Here is a 19,311-nt window from a genome sequence, read left to right as displayed (position 1 = left end):
AGACCAGCGATGACCTCGACCAGCGAATATGTCTACGACCACGTCCAGAGCAGCACCCTGCAAAAGGACATGGCCTTTCAACCCGGCACGCCGGGGCCGGGCGACCGGTTGCCCGTGTTCGATCTTCCTGCCGCCAATGGCGGTCACATCCGTAGCAGCGCGATCACCGGCAACAAGCCGATGCTGCTCGTCACGGGGTCCTACACCTGCCCGATGACGGCGTCCTCGAATCCGGCGCTGAAGCGGTTGCACCGCCGTTACGGCGGTCAGATCGTCTTCGTGATGCTTCATGTGCGCGAGGCGCATCCCGGCGAGCTTTTCGATCAGCCACACGACATGGACACCAAGATCCGCAACGCCGGCATCCTCAAGTCGCGCGACAAGCTGCCTTGGGCCGTGGCGGTGGATGACACGCATGGCACGCTGCACCGGTTGCTCGACGAGAAGCCCAACGCCGTCTGGCTCACTGATCGCGAGGGCACCATCGTCTATCGCGGCCTCTGGGCAGGTGATGACGAGGCGCTGGGCGACGCACTCGAGGCGGTCTCCAAGGGCCGGCTGCCGAAAAAGCGCGAAAGCACGTCGCGGCTCAAGCCGATGGCGGCGGGGATCGGTGTGATGCGCGAGGTTACGCAGCGTTCGGGTCGCCGCGCCGAGGCGGATCTGTGGAAGGCCGCGCCGCCGGTGGCCGCGCTGGCCCGCATCGCGGATCTTTACAAGCCGTTGCCGCCGCACCTGCGCACGGCGGCGGCCGCCGCGACCATCGGGCTTGGGGCCACGGCGCTGGTCGGCGCGCTCTCGGCCCTGCGAAAGCCTGCACGCAGACGGTAAATCGCTCGGAATGCCGTAGGCTTGGCCGCCGTCATGCTCGACCGGTGACGGCGGCCAAGCCTGACCTTCTCGCATATGACGGGTCTTGAGGAGGGCCCTGTTTCGACCAGGAAGGAGACCAAGACTGACACGAATGCTCGTGGCAACGAGCATCCTCTCGGGAAGTGCCTTGCCTGCCCAAGCCGACATTCCCACCGGCAATGTCAATGGCAGGACCGGCCCGCTCGCTTGAGGCTGCTGCCGTGCAATCACATGAGGGGCTGATGCTCGGCCTCGAATAGGTGACCGACGGCACCATACGAGAAGATCCTGATCGTCGAGCCGGTGGTGGCGGATTCGATCACCGGCAGGACCCTGAACTACTGTCGCGTCGTCGCGGTCTCGTTGGTGCTGATCGTTCTCTCGATCCGCTTCCTTTTCACCGTCGCAGTCGCCCGTCTTGAGGTGCAGGCTCCTGTGTAAGCGGAGCATCGCCGAGGCGGGCTGGCGTTTCGCCGCGGCCCATGCATCATGCCGATCCGATAGCACGGGGCGTCGTCGCCCTGTCACCGGCGCTTGTCAGGCTCCGGGCATGAACAAGGGGGCACCACATGAAGATCGCGATCCTCGGCGGCGACGGTTTCGTCGGCTGGCCGACCTGCCTGCACCTGTCGGAACAGGGCCACGAGATCCACATCGTCGACAATCTGAGCCGGCGCTGGATCGACACCGAGCTTGGCGTGCAGTCGTTGACGCCGATGGATTCAATCCAAGAGCGCTGTCGGATCTGGCACGAGGTAACAGGGCGGCGCCTGCGCTTTCACTTGATCGATCTCGCCAAGGAGTATGAGCGGCTGAAATCCTGGCTGGCCGAGGAAAAGCCCGACGCCGTGATCCATTTCGCCGAGCAGCGCGCCGCGCCCTATTCGATGAAATCCGATCGCCACAAGGTTTACACGGTCAACAACAACACCAACGCCACGCACAACCTGCTGGCGGCGCTGGTCGAGACCGGGATCGACGCGCATCTGGTGCATCTCGGCACCATGGGCGTTTACGGCTATTCCTCGGTCGGCGCGGCGATCCCCGAAGGATATCTCGATGTCGAGGTCGAAACGCTTGCGGGCGGCAAGGCGAAACAGGAGATCCTCTATCCGACCAAGCCGGGCTCGGTCTATCACATGACCAAGAGCCTCGATCAGATCCTGTTCCAGTTCTATGCCCAGAACGATGGCCTGCGGATCACCGACCTGCATCAAGGTATCGTCTGGGGCACCCATACCGACCAGACCCGCCGGCACGAGCAGCTGATCAACCGTTTCGACTATGACGGCGACTACGGCACGGTGCTGAACCGCTTTCTCATTCAGGCGGCGATCGGCCATCCGCTCACCGTGCATGGCACCGGCGGGCAGACGCGCGCCTTCATCCACATCCAGGATTCGGTGCGCTGCATCGAACTGGCGCTGGGCGACGCGCCGAAATCGGGCGAAAGGGTACGCATCTTCAACCAGATGACCGAGACGCACCGCGTGCGCGATCTGGCCGAGATGGTGGCGAAGAAAACCGGGGCAGAGGTCGCCTACCTGCCCAACCCGCGCAAGGAGGCCGAAGAGAACGACCTCGTGGTTCGCAATGACCAGTTCCTGAGGCTCGGGCTCGACCCGGTCACCCTGCAGGAGGGGCTTCTGGACGAGGTGGTCGAGGTGGCGAGAAAATACGCGCATCGGATCGATCGCTCGCGCGTCCCCGCCGTCTCGGCCTGGACCCGCGATCTCGGCGCGCGGGTCGAGCACGACCCCGAGGGCCGGGCGCTGCGCTCCGCTTCGTGAGCGAGGGGCTGAAACCGGAGGGCCCGGCGCAGAGCCGCCGGGCCTTCGTCACCCTCGTCACCAATGCCGATTTCGCGCTGGGGGCCAAGGCGCTGATCCGCTCGCTGAAGCTGAGCGGCACGGAGGCCGACATCGTGGTGCTGCACACCGGCGGCGTGGAAGAGGTCGATCTCGCGCCTTGTGGGCGCGCGGCGCGCGGCTGGTCGCGACCGATCTGCTGCCGACCTCCGACGCCTTCAACGTAGCGCACGCGCGCGAGGCGCTGCACGGGGCCGCGCCCTTCACCAAGGGCGAGAAGCCGGGGTTTCACACGCCGCTCGACAATTTCGCAAAGCTGCGGCTGTGGCAGCTCGACGATTACGACCATGTCGTGTTTCTCGACGCCGACACGCTGGTGCTGCGCCCGATCGACAAGCTGTTCGATTATCCCGAGTTCTGCGCCGCGCCGAACGTCTATGAGGGCTTGGGCGATTTCCACCGGCTGAATTCGGGCGTCTTTACCGCGCAGCCCGCTCCCGCGACCTTTGACGCCATGCTGGCGCGGCTCGACGCGCCCGGTGCCTTCTGGCGGCGCACCGACCAAACGTTCCTGCAGGACTTCTTCCCCGACTGGCACGGCCTGCCGGTGACCTGCAACACGCTGCAATATGTCTGGTTCAACCTGCCCGAGCTGTGGAGTTGGGAGCAGATCCGCGTGCTGCATTTCCAGTACGAGAAGCCGTGGCAGGACCATGCCAAGGCCGATCGTCTGTGGCCCCTGATCGATTTGTGGCGCGCCTATGCGGGTGAGGGGCCGGTGCCGGATCTGTCGAGCCTGCCGGACCCGTCGTGAAGGTCGCGCTGACCGGGGCGCGGGGTTGGTGGGGCGCTCCCTGCTGCGCGGTCTCGTGTCAAGGGGTCACGAGGTCGTGGCGCTGGGGCGCCGGCCTGTCGGGGGCGCGGAATGGCGCGGCTGGCGGCTCGGGGAAACCGCCTCGCTCGACGGCTGCGACGTGCTGGTCCACGCGCCTTTTCGCATCTGCCGGGGCGCTACCGCGGTGGCGAGGGGGACGATCCCGAGGGGTTTCTGGCGCGGAACCGGGATGGGTCGCTACGGCTGTTCAAGGAGGCGCACGCGGCGGGTCCGGGTCGCGTCGTCTTCCTGTCGAGCCGGGCGGTCTATGGCGGTTATCCGCCCGGGACCGATCTGGACGAACACCTTCCGCCACGCCCGGACACGCTCTATGGCGAGATGAAGTGGGCGGTGGAGCAGGGGTTGTCGACGCTGGCAGGACCCGGTTTCGCGACGGCGAGCCTTCGCGCCACCGGCATCTACGGGACCGGACCCGATCACAAGTGGCGCGGGTTGTTCGATGAATTCTTTAGCGGCAGGCCGATCGCGCCGCGCGTGGCGACAGAGTTGCATGGCGACGATCTGTCGGCTGCCGTGGCGCTGCTGCTGGAGGTCCCCAAGGCGGCGCTTGAACCGCGCAGCTTCAACGCCTCCGACATCACCCTTGACCGGCGCGACCTGCTGGAGCGGGTGGCGCGGATCACGGGGCGGGAGGGTGCGTTGCCCGAACGGCTGATGCGGGGCGCGTCAGCGCCATGCGCTGTGACCGGCTGCGGGCCTTGGGCTGGCGGCCGGGCGGCTTCGAGGCGCTCGACGCCGCGTTGCGCGGGATGCTCTAGCGGGCGGCCGGGCCGGTCAGCCGGTTGACATGGCCCATCTTGCGGCCCGGCCGCGCCTCGGCCTTGCCATAGAGATGGATCGCCGACTGCGTGCCCGCGATTTCTAGAATGCGGTCGATATCGTCGCCGATCAGGTTCTCCATCGTGACATCCGAATGCCGCGCCCCGTCGCCCAGCGGCCAGCCGGCCACGGCGCGGATGTGCTGCTCGAATTGGTCGATCAGGCAGCCATTCTGGGTCCAGTGGCCCGAGTTGTGCACGCGCGGTGCGATCTCATTGACCACGAGGCCCCGCGGCGTGACGAAAAGCTCCACCCCCATCACGCCGACATAGTCGAGCGCGGTCAGGATCCGGGCCGCCAGCAGCACCGCATCGGTGCGCTGCGACGCCGAAAGCCGGGCGGGCACGATGGTCTCGCGCAAAATGCCGTCCTCGTGCCGGTTTTCGCCGGGATCGAAGCAGGCCACCGCACCGTCAATCCCGCGCGCGCCGATGACGCTGACCTCGTGGCTGAAATCGACGAAGCCTTCGAGGATCGCGGGCGCGTCCTTTATCTCCGCGAGAGCGCCGGCGGCGTCCCCGGGCGTCATGATCCGCGCCTGCCCCTTGCCGTCATAGCCAAAGCGACGGGTCTTCAGGATCGCGGGCGCGCCGATCCGGGACAGCGCGGCGTCCAGCGTGGTCGCGTCGTCCACCTGCGCGAAGGGTGCGGTGGTCAGACCGAGATTTTGCAGGAACTGCTTCTCGTCGATGCGATCCTGACTCACGGCGAGGGCGCGGCGGCCCGGGCGGATCGGCACAAGGGATTCGATCAGGTCGAGAGAGGCGGCGGGGACATTCTCGAACTCGTAGGTAACAACGTCCACCGCGCCCGCAAAGGCACGCAGCGCCGCCTCGTCGTCCCATGCGGCGGTGGTCGAGGCGGCGCAGACCTCGGCGGCGGGGCCGCCCGGGGCGGGGTCGTAGACATGGCAGTTCAGCCCGAGCCGCGAGGCCGCGACGGCAAGCATCCGGCCAAGCTGGCCGCCGCCCAAGATGCCGATGGTCTGTCCGGGGCGAAGCGTCTCAGTCATCGGAGGGCTCCTCGGGGATCGAGGCCGACAGGGCGGCGCGCCAGTCGTCGAGCCGCTGCGCGAGGGCATCGTCCTGCAGCGCGAGGATGCCTGCGGCCATCAGCCCGGCATTCGCCGCGCCCGCGAACCCGATCGCCATGGTGGCCACAGGAAAACCGCGCGGCATCTGCAGGATCGAATAGAGCGAATCGACACCCGAAAGCGCGCGGGTCTGCACCGGTACGCCGATCACCGGCACACGGGTCTTGGAGGCCATCATGCCCGGCAGATGCGCGGCACCGCCGGCGCCCGCGATGATCACCTGAAGTCCACGCTCCACGGCCGATCTGCCATAGTCCCACAGCCGATCCGGCGTGCGGTGCGCCGAGACGATCCGGGTCTCGTGTTCCACGCCCAGCTCGTCGAGCATGGCCGCGGCCTCGCGCATCGTCGCCCAGTCCGACTGGCTGCCCATGATGATGCCGACTTTCACGCCCATGGCCCTCGTCCTTTGCTTGGATGCGGGCGGGACTACACCGGCGGCAAGGGTGGCGCAACGGCAAGCACGATCCCCGCCGGACCGTGCCGCAGCTCAGGCAATGATGTCGGGCAGGATTCGGTCCTCGATGCGGGAGATCTTGTCCTTCAGCAACAGCTTTTGCTTCTTGAGCCTGCGCAGCCGCAGCATGTCGGCCCCACCCCGCTCATCGAGCGCATGGATCGCCTCGTCGAGATCACGGTGCTCGCTCTTGAGCACTTCGAGCTCCACCCGGAGCACCTCGATCTCTTCCATCTTCGCCGACTTGTTCATGCAGCTGTCCCGAGTGTTTGGGACATCATAGAAGCTGCGCTCCGCGCCGCATAGCCCCAGCACTTGCAAGGCGGATTTGCGCCACCCATATTGAGGGTCAGGCGGCTGCCGATTGCCGGGGCCGCTGACGGACGGTCGCTTGGTTTGAGGACGTGTCGCATGACGAAGCTCACATTGGGGACGCACCCCTTCCTTCTGGGGTTCGAACAGCTCGAACGGCTGGTCGAACGTACCGCGAAGGCGTCGGGAGACGGCTATCCGCCCTATAACATAGAGCAGACCTCGGACCGCTCCTATCGGATCACGCTCGCCGTGGCCGGGTTTGCCGAAGCCGACCTGTCGATCACCGTGGAGGACAGCCAGCTCGTGGTGCGCGGACGCCAGTCCGACGCCGGTTCCGAGCGGGTTTTCCTGCATCGCGGCATCGCCGCGCGCCAGTTCCAGCGCAGCTTCGTGCTCGCGGATGGCGTCGAGGTGGGCGGCGCGGTCATGGAGAACGGCCTTTTGCACATCGACCTGTCCCGTCAGCCCGCCGACAGCGTCGTGCAGACGATCCGCATCAAGAGGAGTGGAAAATGAATACCCAGTTCCGCCATCACAAGCTCTCCGCCGATGACGAGAGCAAGCTCGTCTACGTCAAGCCGGTCTGCGTGGCCGATCTCCCCGAGGAGGTGCGCGAACAGGCCGACGGACTCGACACGCTATTCGCCGTGCATGACAGCGACGGCCAGCAGCTCGCCCTCGTGGCCGACCGCAAGCTGGCCTTCACCCTGGCCCGCCAGCACGACATGCAGCCGGTGACGCTTCACTGAGACCTGCCTTGCGGCCCGTCGCCTCGTCCGAGGCGGCGGGCCGTTCTCGTTCCATGGCCGGGCCGGGCGGGCCGCGTCACCGCCGAGGGACGATCGCGCGGCGCAGGCGTCGCTCTGCCGGAAGACGCGGCAACGGCAGTGTGATCCACAGCAGGCAGGCGAGGATCAGCGCCACGCCGAGCCAGCCCGTGACGGGCAGCCTTTCGCCCACTATCAGCACAGCGAGCAGCGCCGCCACCACCGGCTCGAACAGGGTGATCGTCGTTGCGAGGCTCGAGGCGATGCGCTCTAGCCCGCGGCCGAAGGCAATGTAGCCCAGAAACATCGGCACGATGACCATGTAGGCACCGACCGCGAAGTTTCGGGGGCCGTCGAGAAGCGGCCCGCCCGTCGCGGCCAGAACCGGCATTAGCAGAAGCCCGCCAAGCCCGAAGGTTGCGCCCATCGCGGCCATGGCTGGAATGCGGCGCTGCATCAGCTGGCCCGCGATCCAGGAATACAGCGCATAGGTCCCCCCCGCCACGAGACCGAGACCGACCCCGAGCGGAGCGTCCGGCGCGATCGCACCGTGATCCGCATCGGCACGGCTCAGCAGGATCATCCCCGCGATGCCGATGGCGGCACCGATTGCCCAGCGTAGGCTGAGCGGGCGGCGCTCCAGCCGGTTTTCGAGGAGCGCGGAGACAAGCGGCGCCGATCCGATCGAGATCACGGTGCCGATGGTGACCCCGGCGAGACGCATCGAGGAATAAAAGGCGAGGGGGTAAATCGCCACGGCGATCGCCCCGACGACCAGCAGTCCCCAGGTCCGGCCCAGCCCCTCGCGGGCATCGCGGATGGCGCGCCAGGCGATGGCAGCCTGCAGCAGGCCGCCCAAGCCCATCGCCGCGGCGCCGATAGCCGGGGCGGGCACCTCCGGCGCGAGGCTGGCCACGGTGCCGGTGGTGCCCCAGGCAATCGCGGCGAGCAGGCAATAGATCACGCCCATGCCCTGGCCGAGAGAGGGCACGCTCATGACGCCGCCTCGCGTCGGGCCGGAAGCGGCATCGGTCGTACAAGGCCGGATATGCGGCGGTGTCGGGGGCCTGGTGTGGGCGCGCCGTCCAAGGTCTCGGGCCGGGTGTTTTCATGCTGCTTCCCGAATGAACGGACCGGGCCACAACGCCAGCGGAGGCCTGTGCCGTCAAGGCGGATCGCCTATTCAAAAGAAAACAGCCGGCCCAAGGGCCGGCTGTCGTTTTTTGGGGGACGGGGTGAAGATCCGTCCGCAATGGCAGGGATCAGCCCGCGATCAGGCCCATCTGCTCGAGCTTCAGGATCACCTGATGCGCGCAGTTGTCGACATCGGTGCCCTCGGTCTCGACCCGCAGTTCCGGGCTCTCGGGCACATCGTAGGGGTCCGAGATGCCGGTGAACTCCTTGATCTTGCCTTCGCGCGCGAGCTTATAGAGGCCCTTGCGATCACGCTTTTCGCACTCTTCGATCGAGGTGGCGACATGCACCTCGATGAAGGCGCCGAAGCTCTCGACATCCTCGCGCACGGCGCGGCGCGTCGTGGCGTAGGGCGCGATCGGCGCGCAGATCGCGATGCCGCCGTTCTTGGTGATCTCGCTCGCGACATAGCCAATGCGGCGGATGTTGAGGTCGCGGTGCTCCTTGGAGAAACCCAGCTCGGAGGAGAGGTTCTTGCGCACGATGTCACCGTCGAGCAGCGTCACGGGACGGCCGCCCATCTCCATCAGCTTGACCATCAGCGCGTTGGCGATGGTCGATTTGCCCGAACCGGAGAAACCGGTGAAGAACACCGTGAAGCCCTGCTTCGCGCGCGGCGGCTTGGTGCGGCGCAGCTCCTTGACCACTTCGGGGAAGGAGAACCACTCAGGGATCTCGAGGCCCTCGGCAAGGCGGCGGCGCAGTTCGGTCCCGGAGATGTTGAGAACGGTGGAGTTCTCGGGCACCTCGTCGATCGGGTAGTACTGCGCCTTCTCCTGCACATAGACCATGTGCTTGAAGTCGACCATTTCGATGCCGACTTCCTCCTGATGCTGGCGCACCAGTTCCTGCGCGTCATAGGGCCCGTAGAAATCCTTGCCCTGGCTGTTGTTGCCGGGGCCGGCATGGTCGCGGCCGACAATGAAGTGCGTGAGGCCGTGGTTCTTGCGGATGATCGCGTGCCACAGCGCCTCGCGCGGGCCGGCCATGCGCATGGCAAGGTTCAGGAGCGACAGGTGCGTCGTGGAGGACGGATACTTGTCGAGCACCGCCTCGTAGCAGCGCACGCGGGTGAAGTGATCCACGTCGCCCGGCTTGGTCATGCCGACGACCGGGTGGATCAGCAGGTTGGCCTGGGCTTCCTTGGCGGCGCGGAAGGTCAGTTCCTGATGCGCGCGGTGCAGCGGGTTGCGCGTCTGGAACGCGACGATCTTGCGCCAGCCCATCTTGCGGAAATAGGCGCGCAACTCGTTGGGCGTGTCGCGGCGGGCGCGGAAGTCGTAATGCACCGGCTGCTGGATGCCGGTGACCGGGCCACCGAGATAGACGTTGCCCGCCTGGTTGTGCAGGTAGTTCACCGCCGGGTGTGCGCTGTCGTCGGCGCCAAAGACCTTTTCGGCCTCGCGCGCCTTGTTGGGCACCCACTTGTCGGTGACGGTCATGGTGGCGAGAATCACGCCTTCCTGATCGCGCAGCGCGATGTCCTGACCCGGCTCGACGGTCTCGGCGAACTTCTCGGAGACATCGAGCGTGATCGGCATCGGCCACAGCGCACCGTCCTTGGTGCGCATGGTCTCGACGACGCTGTTGTAGTCCTCCTCGGTCAGGAACCCCTTGAGAGGGTTGAAGCCACCGTTCATCAGCAGTTCCAGATCGCAGATCTGGCGCGGTGTCAGGTCGTGGCTGATGAGGTTGCCGGCCTCGACCTTCAACTTCTGGGCGGACTCGTAGGAAACATATAGTTCGGGGATCGGGGCGAGGTTCGAGGCCATCAAGACAATTCTCCAGGGGGGCCGGGGGTGCTTGTGCCGCTCCTAGACCGTGCATCGGCCATCATTCAAGTGGCAGAGACTCCGAAACGGACCGTTTTCCGCTGATGGCGAACCTTGGGGAACAGACTGGCGCGTCTGATACCGAGGCGCGAACACCTCGCCTAGCGAATGGGCGCGGCAAGACTCCAAGGCTCCGGTGGCCCGGCCAGACGCAGCCCCTTCGTTGCGAACAGAATGACATGGCCATGCTCGGGCGCCTTGCGCGAGGGATAGAGAAAGCCGTCCGGTCCCATGGCGCGCAGATGGTCCGAGGCCCGCCAACTCCGTACCTGTCGTCCCGCGGCCCTGTCATCGGCCCATCGCGACACGAGATCGTCAGGGTCGATCCCGAGCGCCGCACAGACCGCCCGGTCGCGCAGATCCGCCAACGCCTTGGGCGCGAGGTGCAGCGGCCAGATCAGCCGGGGTGGATCGCCGGGGCTCGCATAGCTGGCCATCGCCACGCCTGCGCCCTCGGGGCTCAGCGAAGCATAAAGCGCGGGCTGCCCGTCATGGTGAAAGCGACCCGAAGCCGACGCCACAGGAGCAAGGGGTTCGGCCCCTTCGGCGCAGATGCGCCAAAGAGGGATCGAAAGGGGGCGGAAAATATCCGCCCCCGTCGTCACCCGGCGTCCGCGGTCTGTGGCGCGCCGTAACCCAGCGGCAGGGTCTCGTCCTTGGAGTGGCCCGCCACCTCGGCGGCACCCCCGTGCTCGGCAAGGAATTTTTCGGCGTCGAGTGCTGCCATGCAGCCCATGCCCGCGCTTGTTACCGCCTGACGATAGACGTGATCGGTGAGGTCTCCAGCCGCGAACACGCCCGGGATCGAGGTGCGGGTCGACCCCGGTTCGACCTTCACGTAACCGCCGTGATGCGTATCGAGCTGGTCCTTGACCAGTTCGGAGGCGGGCGCATGGCCGATGGCGACGAAGACGCCCTTGGCCGGGATCTCGGTAATTTCGCCGGTTTGCACGTTCTTGGCCCGCACGCCGGTCACGCCCTTGGGACTGTCCTCGCCCACGACCTCCTCGATCTGGTGGAACCAGAGCGTCTCGACCTTGGGATGCTCGAACAGGCGCTTTTGCAGCACCATCTCGGCGCGCAGCTCGTCGCGGCGATGGATCAAGGTCACCTTGGACGCGAAGTTGGTGAGAAACAGCGCCTCTTCCACGGCGGTATTGCCGCCGCCCACCACGACGATCTCCTGACCGCGATAGAAGAACCCGTCGCAGGTGGCGCAGGCCGAAACGCCGAAGCCCTTGTAGGCCTCCTCGGAGGGCAGGCCGAGCCACTTGGCACGGGCACCGGTGGCGAGGATCACCGCCTCGGCCGCGTATTCGGTGCCGCTGTCGCCCTTCGCGACGAAGGGCCGCTTCGACAGGTCGAGATCGGTGATGATGTCGGTGATGATTTCGGCGCCCATCTCGCGCGCATGGCCCTCCATCCGCACCATCAGGTCGGGACCTTGCACGGTGGCGTCGCCGGGCCAATTCTCGACCTCGGTGGTGGTGGTGAGCTGGCCGCCCGGCTCAAGGCCCTGCACGAGGATCGGGTTGAGCATCGCGCGGCTCGCATAGACGGCTGCGGTATAGCCCGCCGGGCCCGAGCCGATGATGAGTACCCTGGTGTCGCGGCGCGTGGTCATGGGGCGTCCCCTTGCAAGCCTGAAGTCGGCTGCATATAGCCACTGTCCCTGCCGGTGCAAACCCCGCTGCCTAAGCGGTTCTAGATCGTTGCGGCACCCACGTCACGTTCCGGGTCACGATGTTGCGCGTGTGCGCAATATTCTTGCGTTTGTTGCCGTGGTGCCCTAGGTCTGGCGCAACATTCATGGAGACGACGATGCCTGGGGCGAAACTCGACGAGATCGACAGGATGATCCTGGCCGAGCTGCAGGCCGATGGCCGGATGACCAACGTGGAGCTGGCGCGGCGTGTGGGCATTTCGGCCCCGCCCTGCCTGCGACGGGTGCGCACGCTTGAGGAGCAGGGCTATATCCGAGGCTACCATGCCGATGTCGACCCGCGCGAGCTTGGCTTCGACGTCTCGGTCTTCGTCATGGTGCGTCTGGTGAGCCAGTCCGAAGCCGAGTTGTCGGCCTTCGAGGCGCGCTGCGGCGGTTGGCCCCTCGTGCGCGAGTGTCACATGCTCAATGGCGAGGTGGATTTCATCCTCAAATGCGTGGCACCCGACCTGCGCAGCTTTCAATCGTTCCTGACCGGCGAGCTGACCTCGGCGCCCAATGTCGCCTCGGTCAAGACCAGCCTGGTGATCCGCAACGCCAAGGCAGAGCCCGGCGTGCCCTTCGACGTGCTGGAGGAGCGGCTGGCCCGCAAGGCCTGAGGCGGAGACCCCCTCAGGCCACCATGTCGAGCTCGGTCGCGCGCAGGCGCGGCAGGGCGGGGGGGCCGAAATCCTCGATTTGCTGCAGATGCGGAAAGCACGACAGGAACAATTCGCGCTCATCGGATAGAAGCCGGGCCAAGCGGGACGGATCGGGGTGATAGCTTGCAACCTCCACGCCATTGGCCAGGAAACGCTCGTGCCGCTCGAAGCCCAGGTGGAACACCGCGACGGCCGAGGGCGGCGTCAACTCCACCACGCCCAGGCCGTCGATCAGGTCACGCGCGGGGATCGCGGCGGCGCGGTGGCCGGTGATCCGCTCGATCGCGTCGCCTTGACGCACCAGCTGCGCCATCGGCCCGAGCACGAGGTCGTGCATGGGCCGGGCGATGCCCAGCGCGTCCGCTGAGATCCGCGTCAGTCGCCCCATCTCGGCGGACTGCCCCGGCACGCCGGTCACCAGCGTCGTGGCGCCGCGCCACAGCAGTGTCCGAAAGCCCCGGCCGACGGTCTTGACGCGGTCGCCCGGCAACAGGTCCTCGACGGCGACGAGACCGCGTTCCGTGGGGACCTGGGCGCCACGGGCGAAGGCCGCCACCGCCTCTTCGAAGATCGGCACGGCAGGGACGACGCGCGTCGTCTCCACGATGTCGCCGGGGCGGTGCGGGCATAGGGTAAGGATTTCGATCCGGCGCATCAGCCCGGTTGCACGCGCCGAGGCGGGCGCGGGGGCGGCGATCGGTACGGGAAGAGGCGCACCGGCACGCGCCGGAACGGTTTGGGGGAGCAGGGGCAGGGCCATGCGATCACCTTTCGGTCGTCACATCGGCTGTCGGCCCCCACCGACAACACCCGAAGATCATTGGGTTCGGCCCCAACATGGGGCCACGGGGTCGTCGTGTCAAAAGATGCAGTTGAAACGGACTGTTTCATTGATGGGCCGCGCCGGACCCCGCCGTGCTCTCAAAGCCGGATGGCCGCGATCATCCGCCCGTAATCGGCTTCGCGCGCATGGGTGGCGCGGCGATAGCTGAAGAACCGGGCCGGATCGGCATAGGTACAGTGATGCGTCCATTCCGCCGAAGCGATGCCGGCCGCGCGCAGCCGCCGCAGGCCGAAGCCCGGCAGGTCGAACAGCAGCCTGTCACCCTCGCCTTGGGCGAAATGCCGCCCCGCCTCATCGTCTTCGCTCAGGAAGGCATCGAGCAGTTCCGGCCCGACCTCGTAGTTGCGCTGGCTGATCGAGGGGCCGATTACCGCGTGAATGCGCTCGCGCCGTGCCCCGAGGCCGATCATCGCGTCGATCGTCCCCTCGAGCACACCCGCCAAGGCCCCCTTCCACCCGGCATGGGCGGCCCCGATGACACCGGTCCCGGCATCCGCAAAGAGCACGGGCTGGCAATCGGCGGTCAGGATGGTGAGCGCGAGGCCGGGCGTCGCGGTGACCAGCGCGTCGGCGTGGGCAGGCTGGTCACTTGGCGTGGTCACGGTCACGACGTCGGCGGAATGGACCTGATGCAGCCCGATCAGCGCGTCCGGCGTGACGCTCATCGCCTTCGCAACCTTGGCACGGTTGATTCGCACCGCCTCGAGCTGATCCGAACTGCCGGGTCCGCAGTTGAGCCCCGCGAACACCCCCGAGGAGGCGCCGCCGGCGCGGCCGAAAAAGCCGTGGCGCAGGGGAGACAGGCTGTCCGCAATGATGATGTCGAGCGGTGTGGCTGCGTTCACGGTTCGGTTCCGGGTGGCGGCGGGGCATTGCACGGATGAAGTGCTGCTACCTTGAACAGGTCGCCCATTTCTTCGGGGTGGGTCAAGCGACGATGTGCGGCGACATGGCGGTCGAGCGCCGCGCCATCGAGCCGTGATGCCAGTGCGCGCGCCCGCTCGGTTATGCCGAGCCGTTCCAGAAACACGCCTTGCGGCACCGGTCCGGCGCAGGCGGCGGGGACGCTGGCGCGGGCGAGCGTCTCGAAATCGACATGCGCGGTAAGGTCGGCCTCGCCCGGTTCGGCCAGTGGATCGACCTTTCGATGGTTGCGCACCGCCTGAAAGCTGTCGCCAGTGCCGCCCCGGCCACCGTAATCGACGATCAGCGCCGCGCCGCCGCTCGCCGCGATGCGGCCGCCGATCTCGCCAATGAGCGCGGGCAGGGCAGGCGACACCTCGACCATGTCGCCGTCCTGCGTGTCGTTGAGCCGGTGTTCGAGATCGGCGAGGGGCAGGGGCGAGGTAAGGCCGAAGACGAGTTCGTCCTCATCGCGCCCGACCACCCGTTCGCGCCAGCCATTGCCGTCCCGGATGAACTGGCGGATCGGCAGCGCGTCGAAGAACTCGTTGGCGATGAGGAACAGCGGCAGTTCTTCGGGGAGCTGGTCGAGCCGGTCGTGCCATGTCGCATGGGGCAACACGCGCGCCTGCGCGGCGCGCAGGGCGGGCGAGGCCTCGACGAGGTGCAGGCGGGCGGCGTCGTGAAGCCCCGACACGTGGGCGGTGGCGCGTAGAATGTCGGCCATCAGCGTGCCGCGTCCCGGGCCCGGTTCGGCCAGAACGAAGGCCGAGGGCGCGCCCTGGTCGAGCCAGGCCTGCGCCAGCGACAGGCCGATGAGCTCGCCGAACATCTGGCTGATCTCCGGCGCGGTGGTGAAGTCGCCGCCCGCGCCCAGCGGATCGCGCGTCGTATAGTAGCCGTGCACCGGGTGCAGCAGGCATTCGGTCATGTAGTCGGCCACGCTCATCGGCCCGGTCGCCGCGATGCGACGCAGCAGGATCTCGCGCAGCGCCGTCATGCGGGCTGCGCTTGGCGGCGCGCAGCGGCGATCACCGCGAGCCCCGCGAAGATCATCGGCAGGGACAGGAGCTGGCCCATGGTCAGGCCCCAGCCGTCGACATGCAGCGCGAGGCCCAAGGGGTTGCCCGGGCCGACGAACTGCGCGTCGGGCTGGCGCACGAACTCCACCAGGAAACGACCGATGCCATAGACGAGAAAGAAAGTCCCCGAGAGCAGCCAAGGGCGTTTCAGCGCGCCCCAGCGGAACGCCATGAGGGTGAACAGCACCAGCAGAAACAGACCCTCGATCCCCGCCTCGTAGAGTTGCGATGGGTGGCGCGCGCATGCCCCCACGATGCCGGCGCAATCCTGCGCCGCTTCGCCGGGAAAGATCACGCCCCATGGCAGGTCGGTCGGGCGGCCCCAAAGCTCGGCATTGATGAAATTCGAGATGCGGCCGAGCAGGATCGCGGGCGGCGTGGCCAGCGCGATGGTGTCGGCGACGCCGCCGAGCGGCAGCTTGTGGCGGCGCGCGAAGATCAGGATCGCGAAGATCACGCCGATGAAGCCGCCATGGAACGACATGCCGCCCTGCCACAAGAAGGGGATCTCCCACGGGCGGGCCAGGTAATAGTCCGGTTGATAGATCAGCGCGTAGCCCAAACGCCCGCCGCCGATGATGCCGAGGATGATCCAGCTGAGCAGGTTCTCAAGCTCGGGCGGCGTCATGGCGGGGTCGTCCCCGGCCCAGAGCCGGGGCCGCCGGAGCGCCGCGACGGCGAGCCTCCAGCCCAGCAGGATGCCGACGATATAGGCCAGCGCGTACCAGCGCAGCGCGAACTCGAACCCGCCGAGCGAGATCGAGAAGATCTCGGGCGAGATCTCGGGGAAGGGGATGCCATTCATGGGGCGATACCTGCGGCGGCGCGCCGGGGCTTGTCAATCCGGGGTCCCGCGCGGGAGGGGGGCGTCGCTCGCTCGGACGTGAGGCCGCGCGTGGAGGCGTAGCCGCCTTGTCGCGACGCCCGGCGCCGCCCATATAGGGACCAGCCCGAAACAGCGGAGACCCGCCATGCAATCGAAAAACAAGATCTTCGACGATCTGTCGCAGCTGATGACCAACGCGATGGGCGTGGCGCAGGGTGCGAAGGACGAAGCCAACAACGCCATGAAGTCGATGCTCGACCGTTGGCTCGCCGATCGCGACCTGGTGACGCGGGAGGAGTTCGACGCGGTGCGCGCCATGGCGCAGAAGGCGCGCGAGGAGAACGAGGCGCTCAAGGCGCGGATCGTGGCGCTCGAGACCAAGACCTCGAACTGATCGCTTGCGACCGGTCGGATGTGAAACGGGCGGCCCGGCGGGCCGCCCGTTTCACGTTTAAGGAGGCTCAGCCCTCGAAACCTTCGAGATAGGCGCTCAGGATGTCGCGGGCGGCCTCGAGATCGGTGCGGTCGACCATTTCGGTGACGGTATGGATGTAGCGGGTGCCGACCACCACGCCTACGGCGCGCGCGCCCGCGGCCGCCTGCTGGGCCGCCGCCCCATCCTGACCGCCGGCGGCCAGCATGGTGCGCTGGAACGGGATCTCGCGATCGCGGGCGAGGGTTTCGAGATCGGCCACGAGGCCGCGGTCCGCAATGAAGCTGGTGTCACGCACATGCAGGCCGAAGCCCTTGCCCAGCACGGTGGTGCGGTCCTTTTCCGGCACACCGGGCGTGTCGCAGGCCAGCGTCGTGTCGACGCCGATACCAATGTCGGGGCGCACCTTGTAGGCGGCGGTGCGCGCGCCGCGCAGGCCGACCTCCTCCTGCGAGGTGAACACCACGTGGATCTCGGCACCGCGTCCCTTGTCGCCCAGCCGGCGCATCGCCTCGATCCCGAGCCAGCAGGCGACGCGGTTGTCGAGCGCCTTGGACACGAACCTCTCGCCCATTTCGAGGAAGGGCTCGTCCATCACCACCATGTCGCCGATCCTGACCTTCTCGGCGGCCGCCTTGCCAAGCCCGGTGTCGATGTAAAACTCGCCCACCGCGGGCACCTTCTTGCGTTCCTCGGGCGAGGAGATGTGGATCGGCTTGCCGCCGGGGTTCATCACGCCCTTGATGTCGCCCTCATCGGTGCAGACCAGCACCCGGCGCGAGAACAGGTTGCGCGGATCGAAGCCGCCGACCGGCTGCAGCCAGAGAAACCCCTTATCGTCGATATGGCTCACCAGAAAGCCGATCTCGTCCATGTGGCACAGCAGCATGATCTTTGGCGCGTCGGGGACAGCGGCGTCGCGGCGGCAGTGAAGGCTGCCCATCGGGTCGGTTTCCACGTGGTCGAACAGGCTGTCGATCTCGGCGGTGATCAGGTCGCGCACCCGATGCTCGTGCCCCGGCACGCCGGGGGTTTCGCACAGGCGTTTCAGAAGGTCGGTGTTCATGCTTGTCTCCGCTTTTGCCGCAGAGGCTGGCCCGGCGGCGCGGCGGGTGCAACGGCCTCGTGGCGGAAACCCCAGGATACGCTGCCGCTGCGGAACCGCGAGCGGGTGATTCGGTTATCCACAAGAAATGTCGGGGATGATTCTCGAATCGACCGAATCCGGGCAATTATCCCCAAGAAACGGCTTTACAGCGACTCGGCCAAGACTCACCATATACACCCGGGACAGGCGCTACGGAAGAACCTCCGTGTCATGTGTCCCAGGCTGGTGCCCGGCACCCGTCACCGCAAGGAAAAGAGGCCGTCCATGGCATTGTCAGAGCCCTATCTCGACGACGAGATCCACCCGATCGACCTCGTGGAACAGGTCGCCGACCTGCATGAATGGGCGGTCGAGCGGGTGGCCGAGGACCAGATCGCCATGACCCTCAAGGGCCAGTGGCGCGACTACGCGGTGACGCTGGCTTGGCAGCCCGCCGATGAGACGCTGCGTCTGGCCTGCATGTTCGAGATGCAGCCGCCCGAGCCGCGGCTGCCGCAGATGCTCGACCTGATCAACCGCATCAACGACCGCTGCTGGGCGGGTGGGTTCACATGGTGGGGCGCGCAGGGAATGATGGCCTATCGCTACGGGCTGGTGCTGTCGGGCGGGCAAATCGCGGGCTCCGAGCAGGTCGACACGATGATCCACACCGCCTTCAACGCCTGCGAGCGGTTCTATCCTGCATTTCAGCTTGTGTCCTGGGCGCATCGCGACCCGGCCGCCGCGATGCAGATCGCCATCGCCGAAGCCTACGGACGGGCCTAGTTCAGAACCACTGCCCGGGCTCCATCAGCCCCAGATCGAGCAGTTGGCGCGCACGCCATTCGAAACGCTGCGATCCGGCCCAGTGAAAACCGTCGATCACCTCGCGCGACGCCGGGTTGCGGCGCAGGGCCTTGGCGGTGCGGAAAGAGCATGTCGCCACCGTGGGCGAGCGGTGCCATTCGCATTGCAGGGTGTTGTACTCGGCCCGATCAAAGCGGTGGTCCCTTCCGAGCTTCAGCCTCGGGGCGGCGCGAAACAACGGGACCCGCAGGATCTGGCGGCAATCTCGTGGCACATGCTCCTCGAATCGCCAGCGCAACCCGCCGAAGATATCCACTTGGCGCTCGATCAAGTGGCCCCGCCCGTCGTGCCGCCCATGCGAGAAATATCCCAGACGGTCGAAACTGGCCCGCAGGCGCGACATTCCGTCGGGGTCGGCGGCGAGATCGGGCGCATAGAGATCGACCGTGACGCCGGGCGCGGTGTCGCGCCGCTCTTCGGCGAGAAAGGCGCAAAGCTCGGCCACGCCACGATCCTCGCTGAAGGGAAAGTAGAGATACTCGGCATTGTAGCAGTAGAACAGCCATTGCCCTGGCGAGACGGCGCCGATCACCGCGTTGACAATGTCGATCCCGGTGTCGTCGGTGCGGGTGTCGGCCTCGACCCAGTCGAGCCGGGGGTCCGACAGGGCGGGGCGGGGCAGGTCCGAGGGGGCGAAAGCGACGACCCGCGCGAAGCCCATTGCGAGGTGATGGTGCAGCGTGCTCTCGATCTCGGCCGCATCCTCGATCAGCACGAGGGCCATTGGTCCGCGCGAGGCGCCGCGCCGCTCCGCGCGCAAGGACGCCACAAGGCGATCGAGGCTGTCGGGGGTCATCGCGCGTCCTGTCGTCTGGGGCCTCGGGTGCTTCGAACAGGGATTGCCCAGCGGGCTCCTCATTGCAAGAGCCGGGC

22 protein-coding genes and 1 pseudogene are annotated in these 19,311 nt (G+C 67.0%); 10 read left to right on the top strand and 13 right to left on the bottom strand.

The genetic code is table 11. From position 1 onward, the window contains the following. The first annotated feature begins 9 nt into the window (after positions 1–9). From MBELCI_RS02780 to MBELCI_RS02765, 5 genes and pseudogenes are all read left to right on the top strand, one after another. A complete protein-coding gene (locus MBELCI_RS02780) occupies positions 10–831 on the top strand; it encodes a deiodinase-like protein (RefSeq protein WP_021692624.1) in 822 nt (273 codons plus the stop codon). Between the two features lie 327 nt (positions 832–1,158). Then, on the top strand, positions 1,159–1,293 hold the full coding sequence (locus tag MBELCI_RS22230; protein WP_268744174.1) for a hypothetical protein: 135 nt from the start codon (positions 1,159–1,161) through the stop codon (positions 1,291–1,293). 128 nt (positions 1,294–1,421) lie between these two features. Then, entirely contained in the window at positions 1,422–2,642 is a 1,221-nt protein-coding gene (locus tag MBELCI_RS02775; RefSeq protein ID WP_021692622.1) for an NAD-dependent epimerase/dehydratase family protein, read from the top strand. Continuing rightward, positions 2,639–3,474 (top strand): annotated as a pseudogene (locus tag MBELCI_RS02770) (glycosyltransferase). Before MBELCI_RS02775 ends, MBELCI_RS02770 begins: the two are co-directional and overlap by 4 nt. 111 nt (positions 3,475–3,585) lie before the next feature. Further along, a complete protein-coding gene (locus MBELCI_RS02765) occupies positions 3,586–4,341 on the top strand; it encodes an NAD-dependent epimerase/dehydratase family protein (protein ID WP_021692620.1) in 756 nt (251 codons plus the stop codon). On the opposite strand, the gene MBELCI_RS02760 is transcribed toward MBELCI_RS02765, so the two are convergent. From MBELCI_RS02760 to MBELCI_RS02750, 3 genes are all read right to left on the bottom strand, one after another. Beyond that, positions 4,310–5,386 carry a 5-(carboxyamino)imidazole ribonucleotide synthase gene (locus MBELCI_RS02760; RefSeq protein ID WP_021692619.1) on the bottom strand — a complete coding sequence of 359 codons (1,077 nt, stop codon included), beginning with the start codon at positions 5,384–5,386 and terminating at the stop codon, positions 4,310–4,312. The two genes, MBELCI_RS02765 and MBELCI_RS02760, sit on opposite strands and share 32 nt — an antisense overlap. Next, the gene (gene purE / locus MBELCI_RS02755) at positions 5,379–5,864 is read right to left on the bottom strand and encodes a 5-(carboxyamino)imidazole ribonucleotide mutase (RefSeq protein ID WP_021692618.1); all 486 of its coding nucleotides are present in this window, start codon (positions 5,862–5,864) and stop codon (positions 5,379–5,381) included. Before purE ends, MBELCI_RS02760 begins: the two co-directional genes overlap by 8 nt. A 93-nt stretch (positions 5,865–5,957) precedes the next feature. Continuing rightward, a complete protein-coding gene (locus tag MBELCI_RS02750) occupies positions 5,958–6,176 on the bottom strand; it encodes a YdcH family protein (protein WP_021692617.1) in 219 nt (72 codons plus the stop codon). A gap of 159 nt (positions 6,177–6,335) precedes the next feature. Here MBELCI_RS02750 and MBELCI_RS02745 point away from each other — a divergent pair, with 159 nt between their 5' ends. Together MBELCI_RS02745 and MBELCI_RS02740 are read left to right on the top strand one after the other, a co-directional pair. Then, a complete protein-coding gene (locus MBELCI_RS02745; RefSeq protein WP_021692616.1) occupies positions 6,336–6,755 on the top strand; it encodes an Hsp20 family protein in 420 nt (139 codons plus the stop codon). Next, a complete protein-coding gene (locus tag MBELCI_RS02740; protein WP_021692615.1) occupies positions 6,752–6,988 on the top strand; it encodes a DUF1150 family protein in 237 nt (78 codons plus the stop codon). The genes MBELCI_RS02745 and MBELCI_RS02740 overlap by 4 nt, the downstream gene beginning before the upstream one ends. A gap of 76 nt (positions 6,989–7,064) precedes the next feature. Here MBELCI_RS02740 and MBELCI_RS02735 read toward each other — a convergent pair whose 3' ends face one another. From MBELCI_RS02735 to trxB, 4 genes are all read right to left on the bottom strand, one after another. After that, positions 7,065–8,003 carry a DMT family transporter gene (locus tag MBELCI_RS02735; protein ID WP_021692614.1) on the bottom strand — a complete coding sequence of 313 codons (939 nt, stop codon included), beginning with the start codon at positions 8,001–8,003 and terminating at the stop codon, positions 7,065–7,067. 265 nt (positions 8,004–8,268) lie between these two features. Then, positions 8,269–9,972, bottom strand: a complete 1,704-nt coding sequence (locus MBELCI_RS02730; RefSeq protein ID WP_021692613.1) for a bifunctional sulfate adenylyltransferase/adenylylsulfate kinase — start codon at positions 9,970–9,972, stop codon at positions 8,269–8,271. 161 nt (positions 9,973–10,133) lie between these two features. Beyond that, positions 10,134–10,637: an RES family NAD+ phosphorylase gene (locus tag MBELCI_RS02725; RefSeq protein WP_268744173.1), complete on the bottom strand. Its 504-nt coding sequence runs from the start codon at positions 10,635–10,637 to the stop codon at positions 10,134–10,136. Further along, positions 10,634–11,656, bottom strand: a complete 1,023-nt coding sequence (gene trxB / locus MBELCI_RS02720) for a thioredoxin-disulfide reductase (RefSeq protein ID WP_021692611.1) — start codon at positions 11,654–11,656, stop codon at positions 10,634–10,636. Before trxB ends, MBELCI_RS02725 begins: the two co-directional genes overlap by 4 nt. Positions 11,657–11,853: 197 nt before the next feature. Here trxB and MBELCI_RS02715 point away from each other — a divergent pair, with 197 nt between their 5' ends. Further along, the gene (locus MBELCI_RS02715) at positions 11,854–12,354 is read left to right on the top strand and encodes an Lrp/AsnC family transcriptional regulator (protein ID WP_021692610.1); all 501 of its coding nucleotides are present in this window, start codon (positions 11,854–11,856) and stop codon (positions 12,352–12,354) included. 13 nt (positions 12,355–12,367) lie between these two features. On the opposite strand, the gene MBELCI_RS02710 is transcribed toward MBELCI_RS02715, so the two are convergent. The 4 genes from MBELCI_RS02710 to lgt all read right to left on the bottom strand — a co-directional run bounded on the left by MBELCI_RS02710 (position 12,368) and on the right by lgt (position 16,030). Then, entirely contained in the window at positions 12,368–13,156 is a 789-nt protein-coding gene (locus tag MBELCI_RS02710; protein WP_021692609.1) for a Hint domain-containing protein, read from the bottom strand. Positions 13,157–13,317: 161 nt separating this feature from the next. Next, complete coding sequence (pgeF, locus tag MBELCI_RS02705) at positions 13,318–14,085, bottom strand: peptidoglycan editing factor PgeF (protein ID WP_021692608.1); 768 nt, start codon at positions 14,083–14,085, stop codon at positions 13,318–13,320. Next, positions 14,082–15,143 (bottom strand): class I SAM-dependent methyltransferase, encoded by a 1,062-nt coding sequence (locus tag MBELCI_RS02700; RefSeq protein ID WP_021692607.1) that lies wholly within the window; start codon positions 15,141–15,143, stop codon positions 14,082–14,084. Before MBELCI_RS02700 ends, pgeF begins: the two co-directional genes overlap by 4 nt. After that, positions 15,140–16,030 (bottom strand): prolipoprotein diacylglyceryl transferase, encoded by an 891-nt coding sequence (gene lgt, locus MBELCI_RS02695; protein WP_021692606.1) that lies wholly within the window; start codon positions 16,028–16,030, stop codon positions 15,140–15,142. The genes MBELCI_RS02700 and lgt overlap by 4 nt, the downstream gene beginning before the upstream one ends. Positions 16,031–16,196: 166 nt before the next feature. Here lgt and MBELCI_RS02690 point away from each other — a divergent pair, with 166 nt between their 5' ends. Then, the gene (locus tag MBELCI_RS02690; RefSeq protein WP_021692605.1) at positions 16,197–16,445 is read left to right on the top strand and encodes an accessory factor UbiK family protein; all 249 of its coding nucleotides are present in this window, start codon (positions 16,197–16,199) and stop codon (positions 16,443–16,445) included. A gap of 67 nt (positions 16,446–16,512) precedes the next feature. Here the strand turns inward: MBELCI_RS02690 and MBELCI_RS02685 are convergent, their stop codons facing one another. Next, entirely contained in the window at positions 16,513–17,550 is a 1,038-nt protein-coding gene (locus MBELCI_RS02685; RefSeq protein WP_021692604.1) for a M42 family metallopeptidase, read from the bottom strand. Between the two features lie 306 nt (positions 17,551–17,856). On the opposite strand from MBELCI_RS02685, the gene MBELCI_RS02680 reads away from it, so the two are divergent. Further along, positions 17,857–18,357: a type III secretion system chaperone family protein gene (locus MBELCI_RS02680; protein WP_021692603.1), complete on the top strand. Its 501-nt coding sequence runs from the start codon at positions 17,857–17,859 to the stop codon at positions 18,355–18,357. Position 18,358: 1 nt separating this feature from the next. On the opposite strand, the gene MBELCI_RS02675 is transcribed toward MBELCI_RS02680, so the two are convergent. Beyond that, on the bottom strand, positions 18,359–19,234 hold the full coding sequence (locus MBELCI_RS02675; RefSeq protein ID WP_021692602.1) for a glycosyltransferase family protein: 876 nt from the start codon (positions 19,232–19,234) through the stop codon (positions 18,359–18,361). Between the last annotated feature and the right edge of the window lie 77 nt (positions 19,235–19,311).

The sequence above is a fragment of the Limimaricola cinnabarinus LL-001 genome (assembly GCF_000466965.1).
In the GTDB taxonomy this organism is placed as follows: Bacteria; Pseudomonadota; Alphaproteobacteria; order Rhodobacterales; family Rhodobacteraceae; genus Limimaricola; species Limimaricola cinnabarinus.
This window is presented reverse-complemented; position numbering and strand designations above follow the sequence as displayed.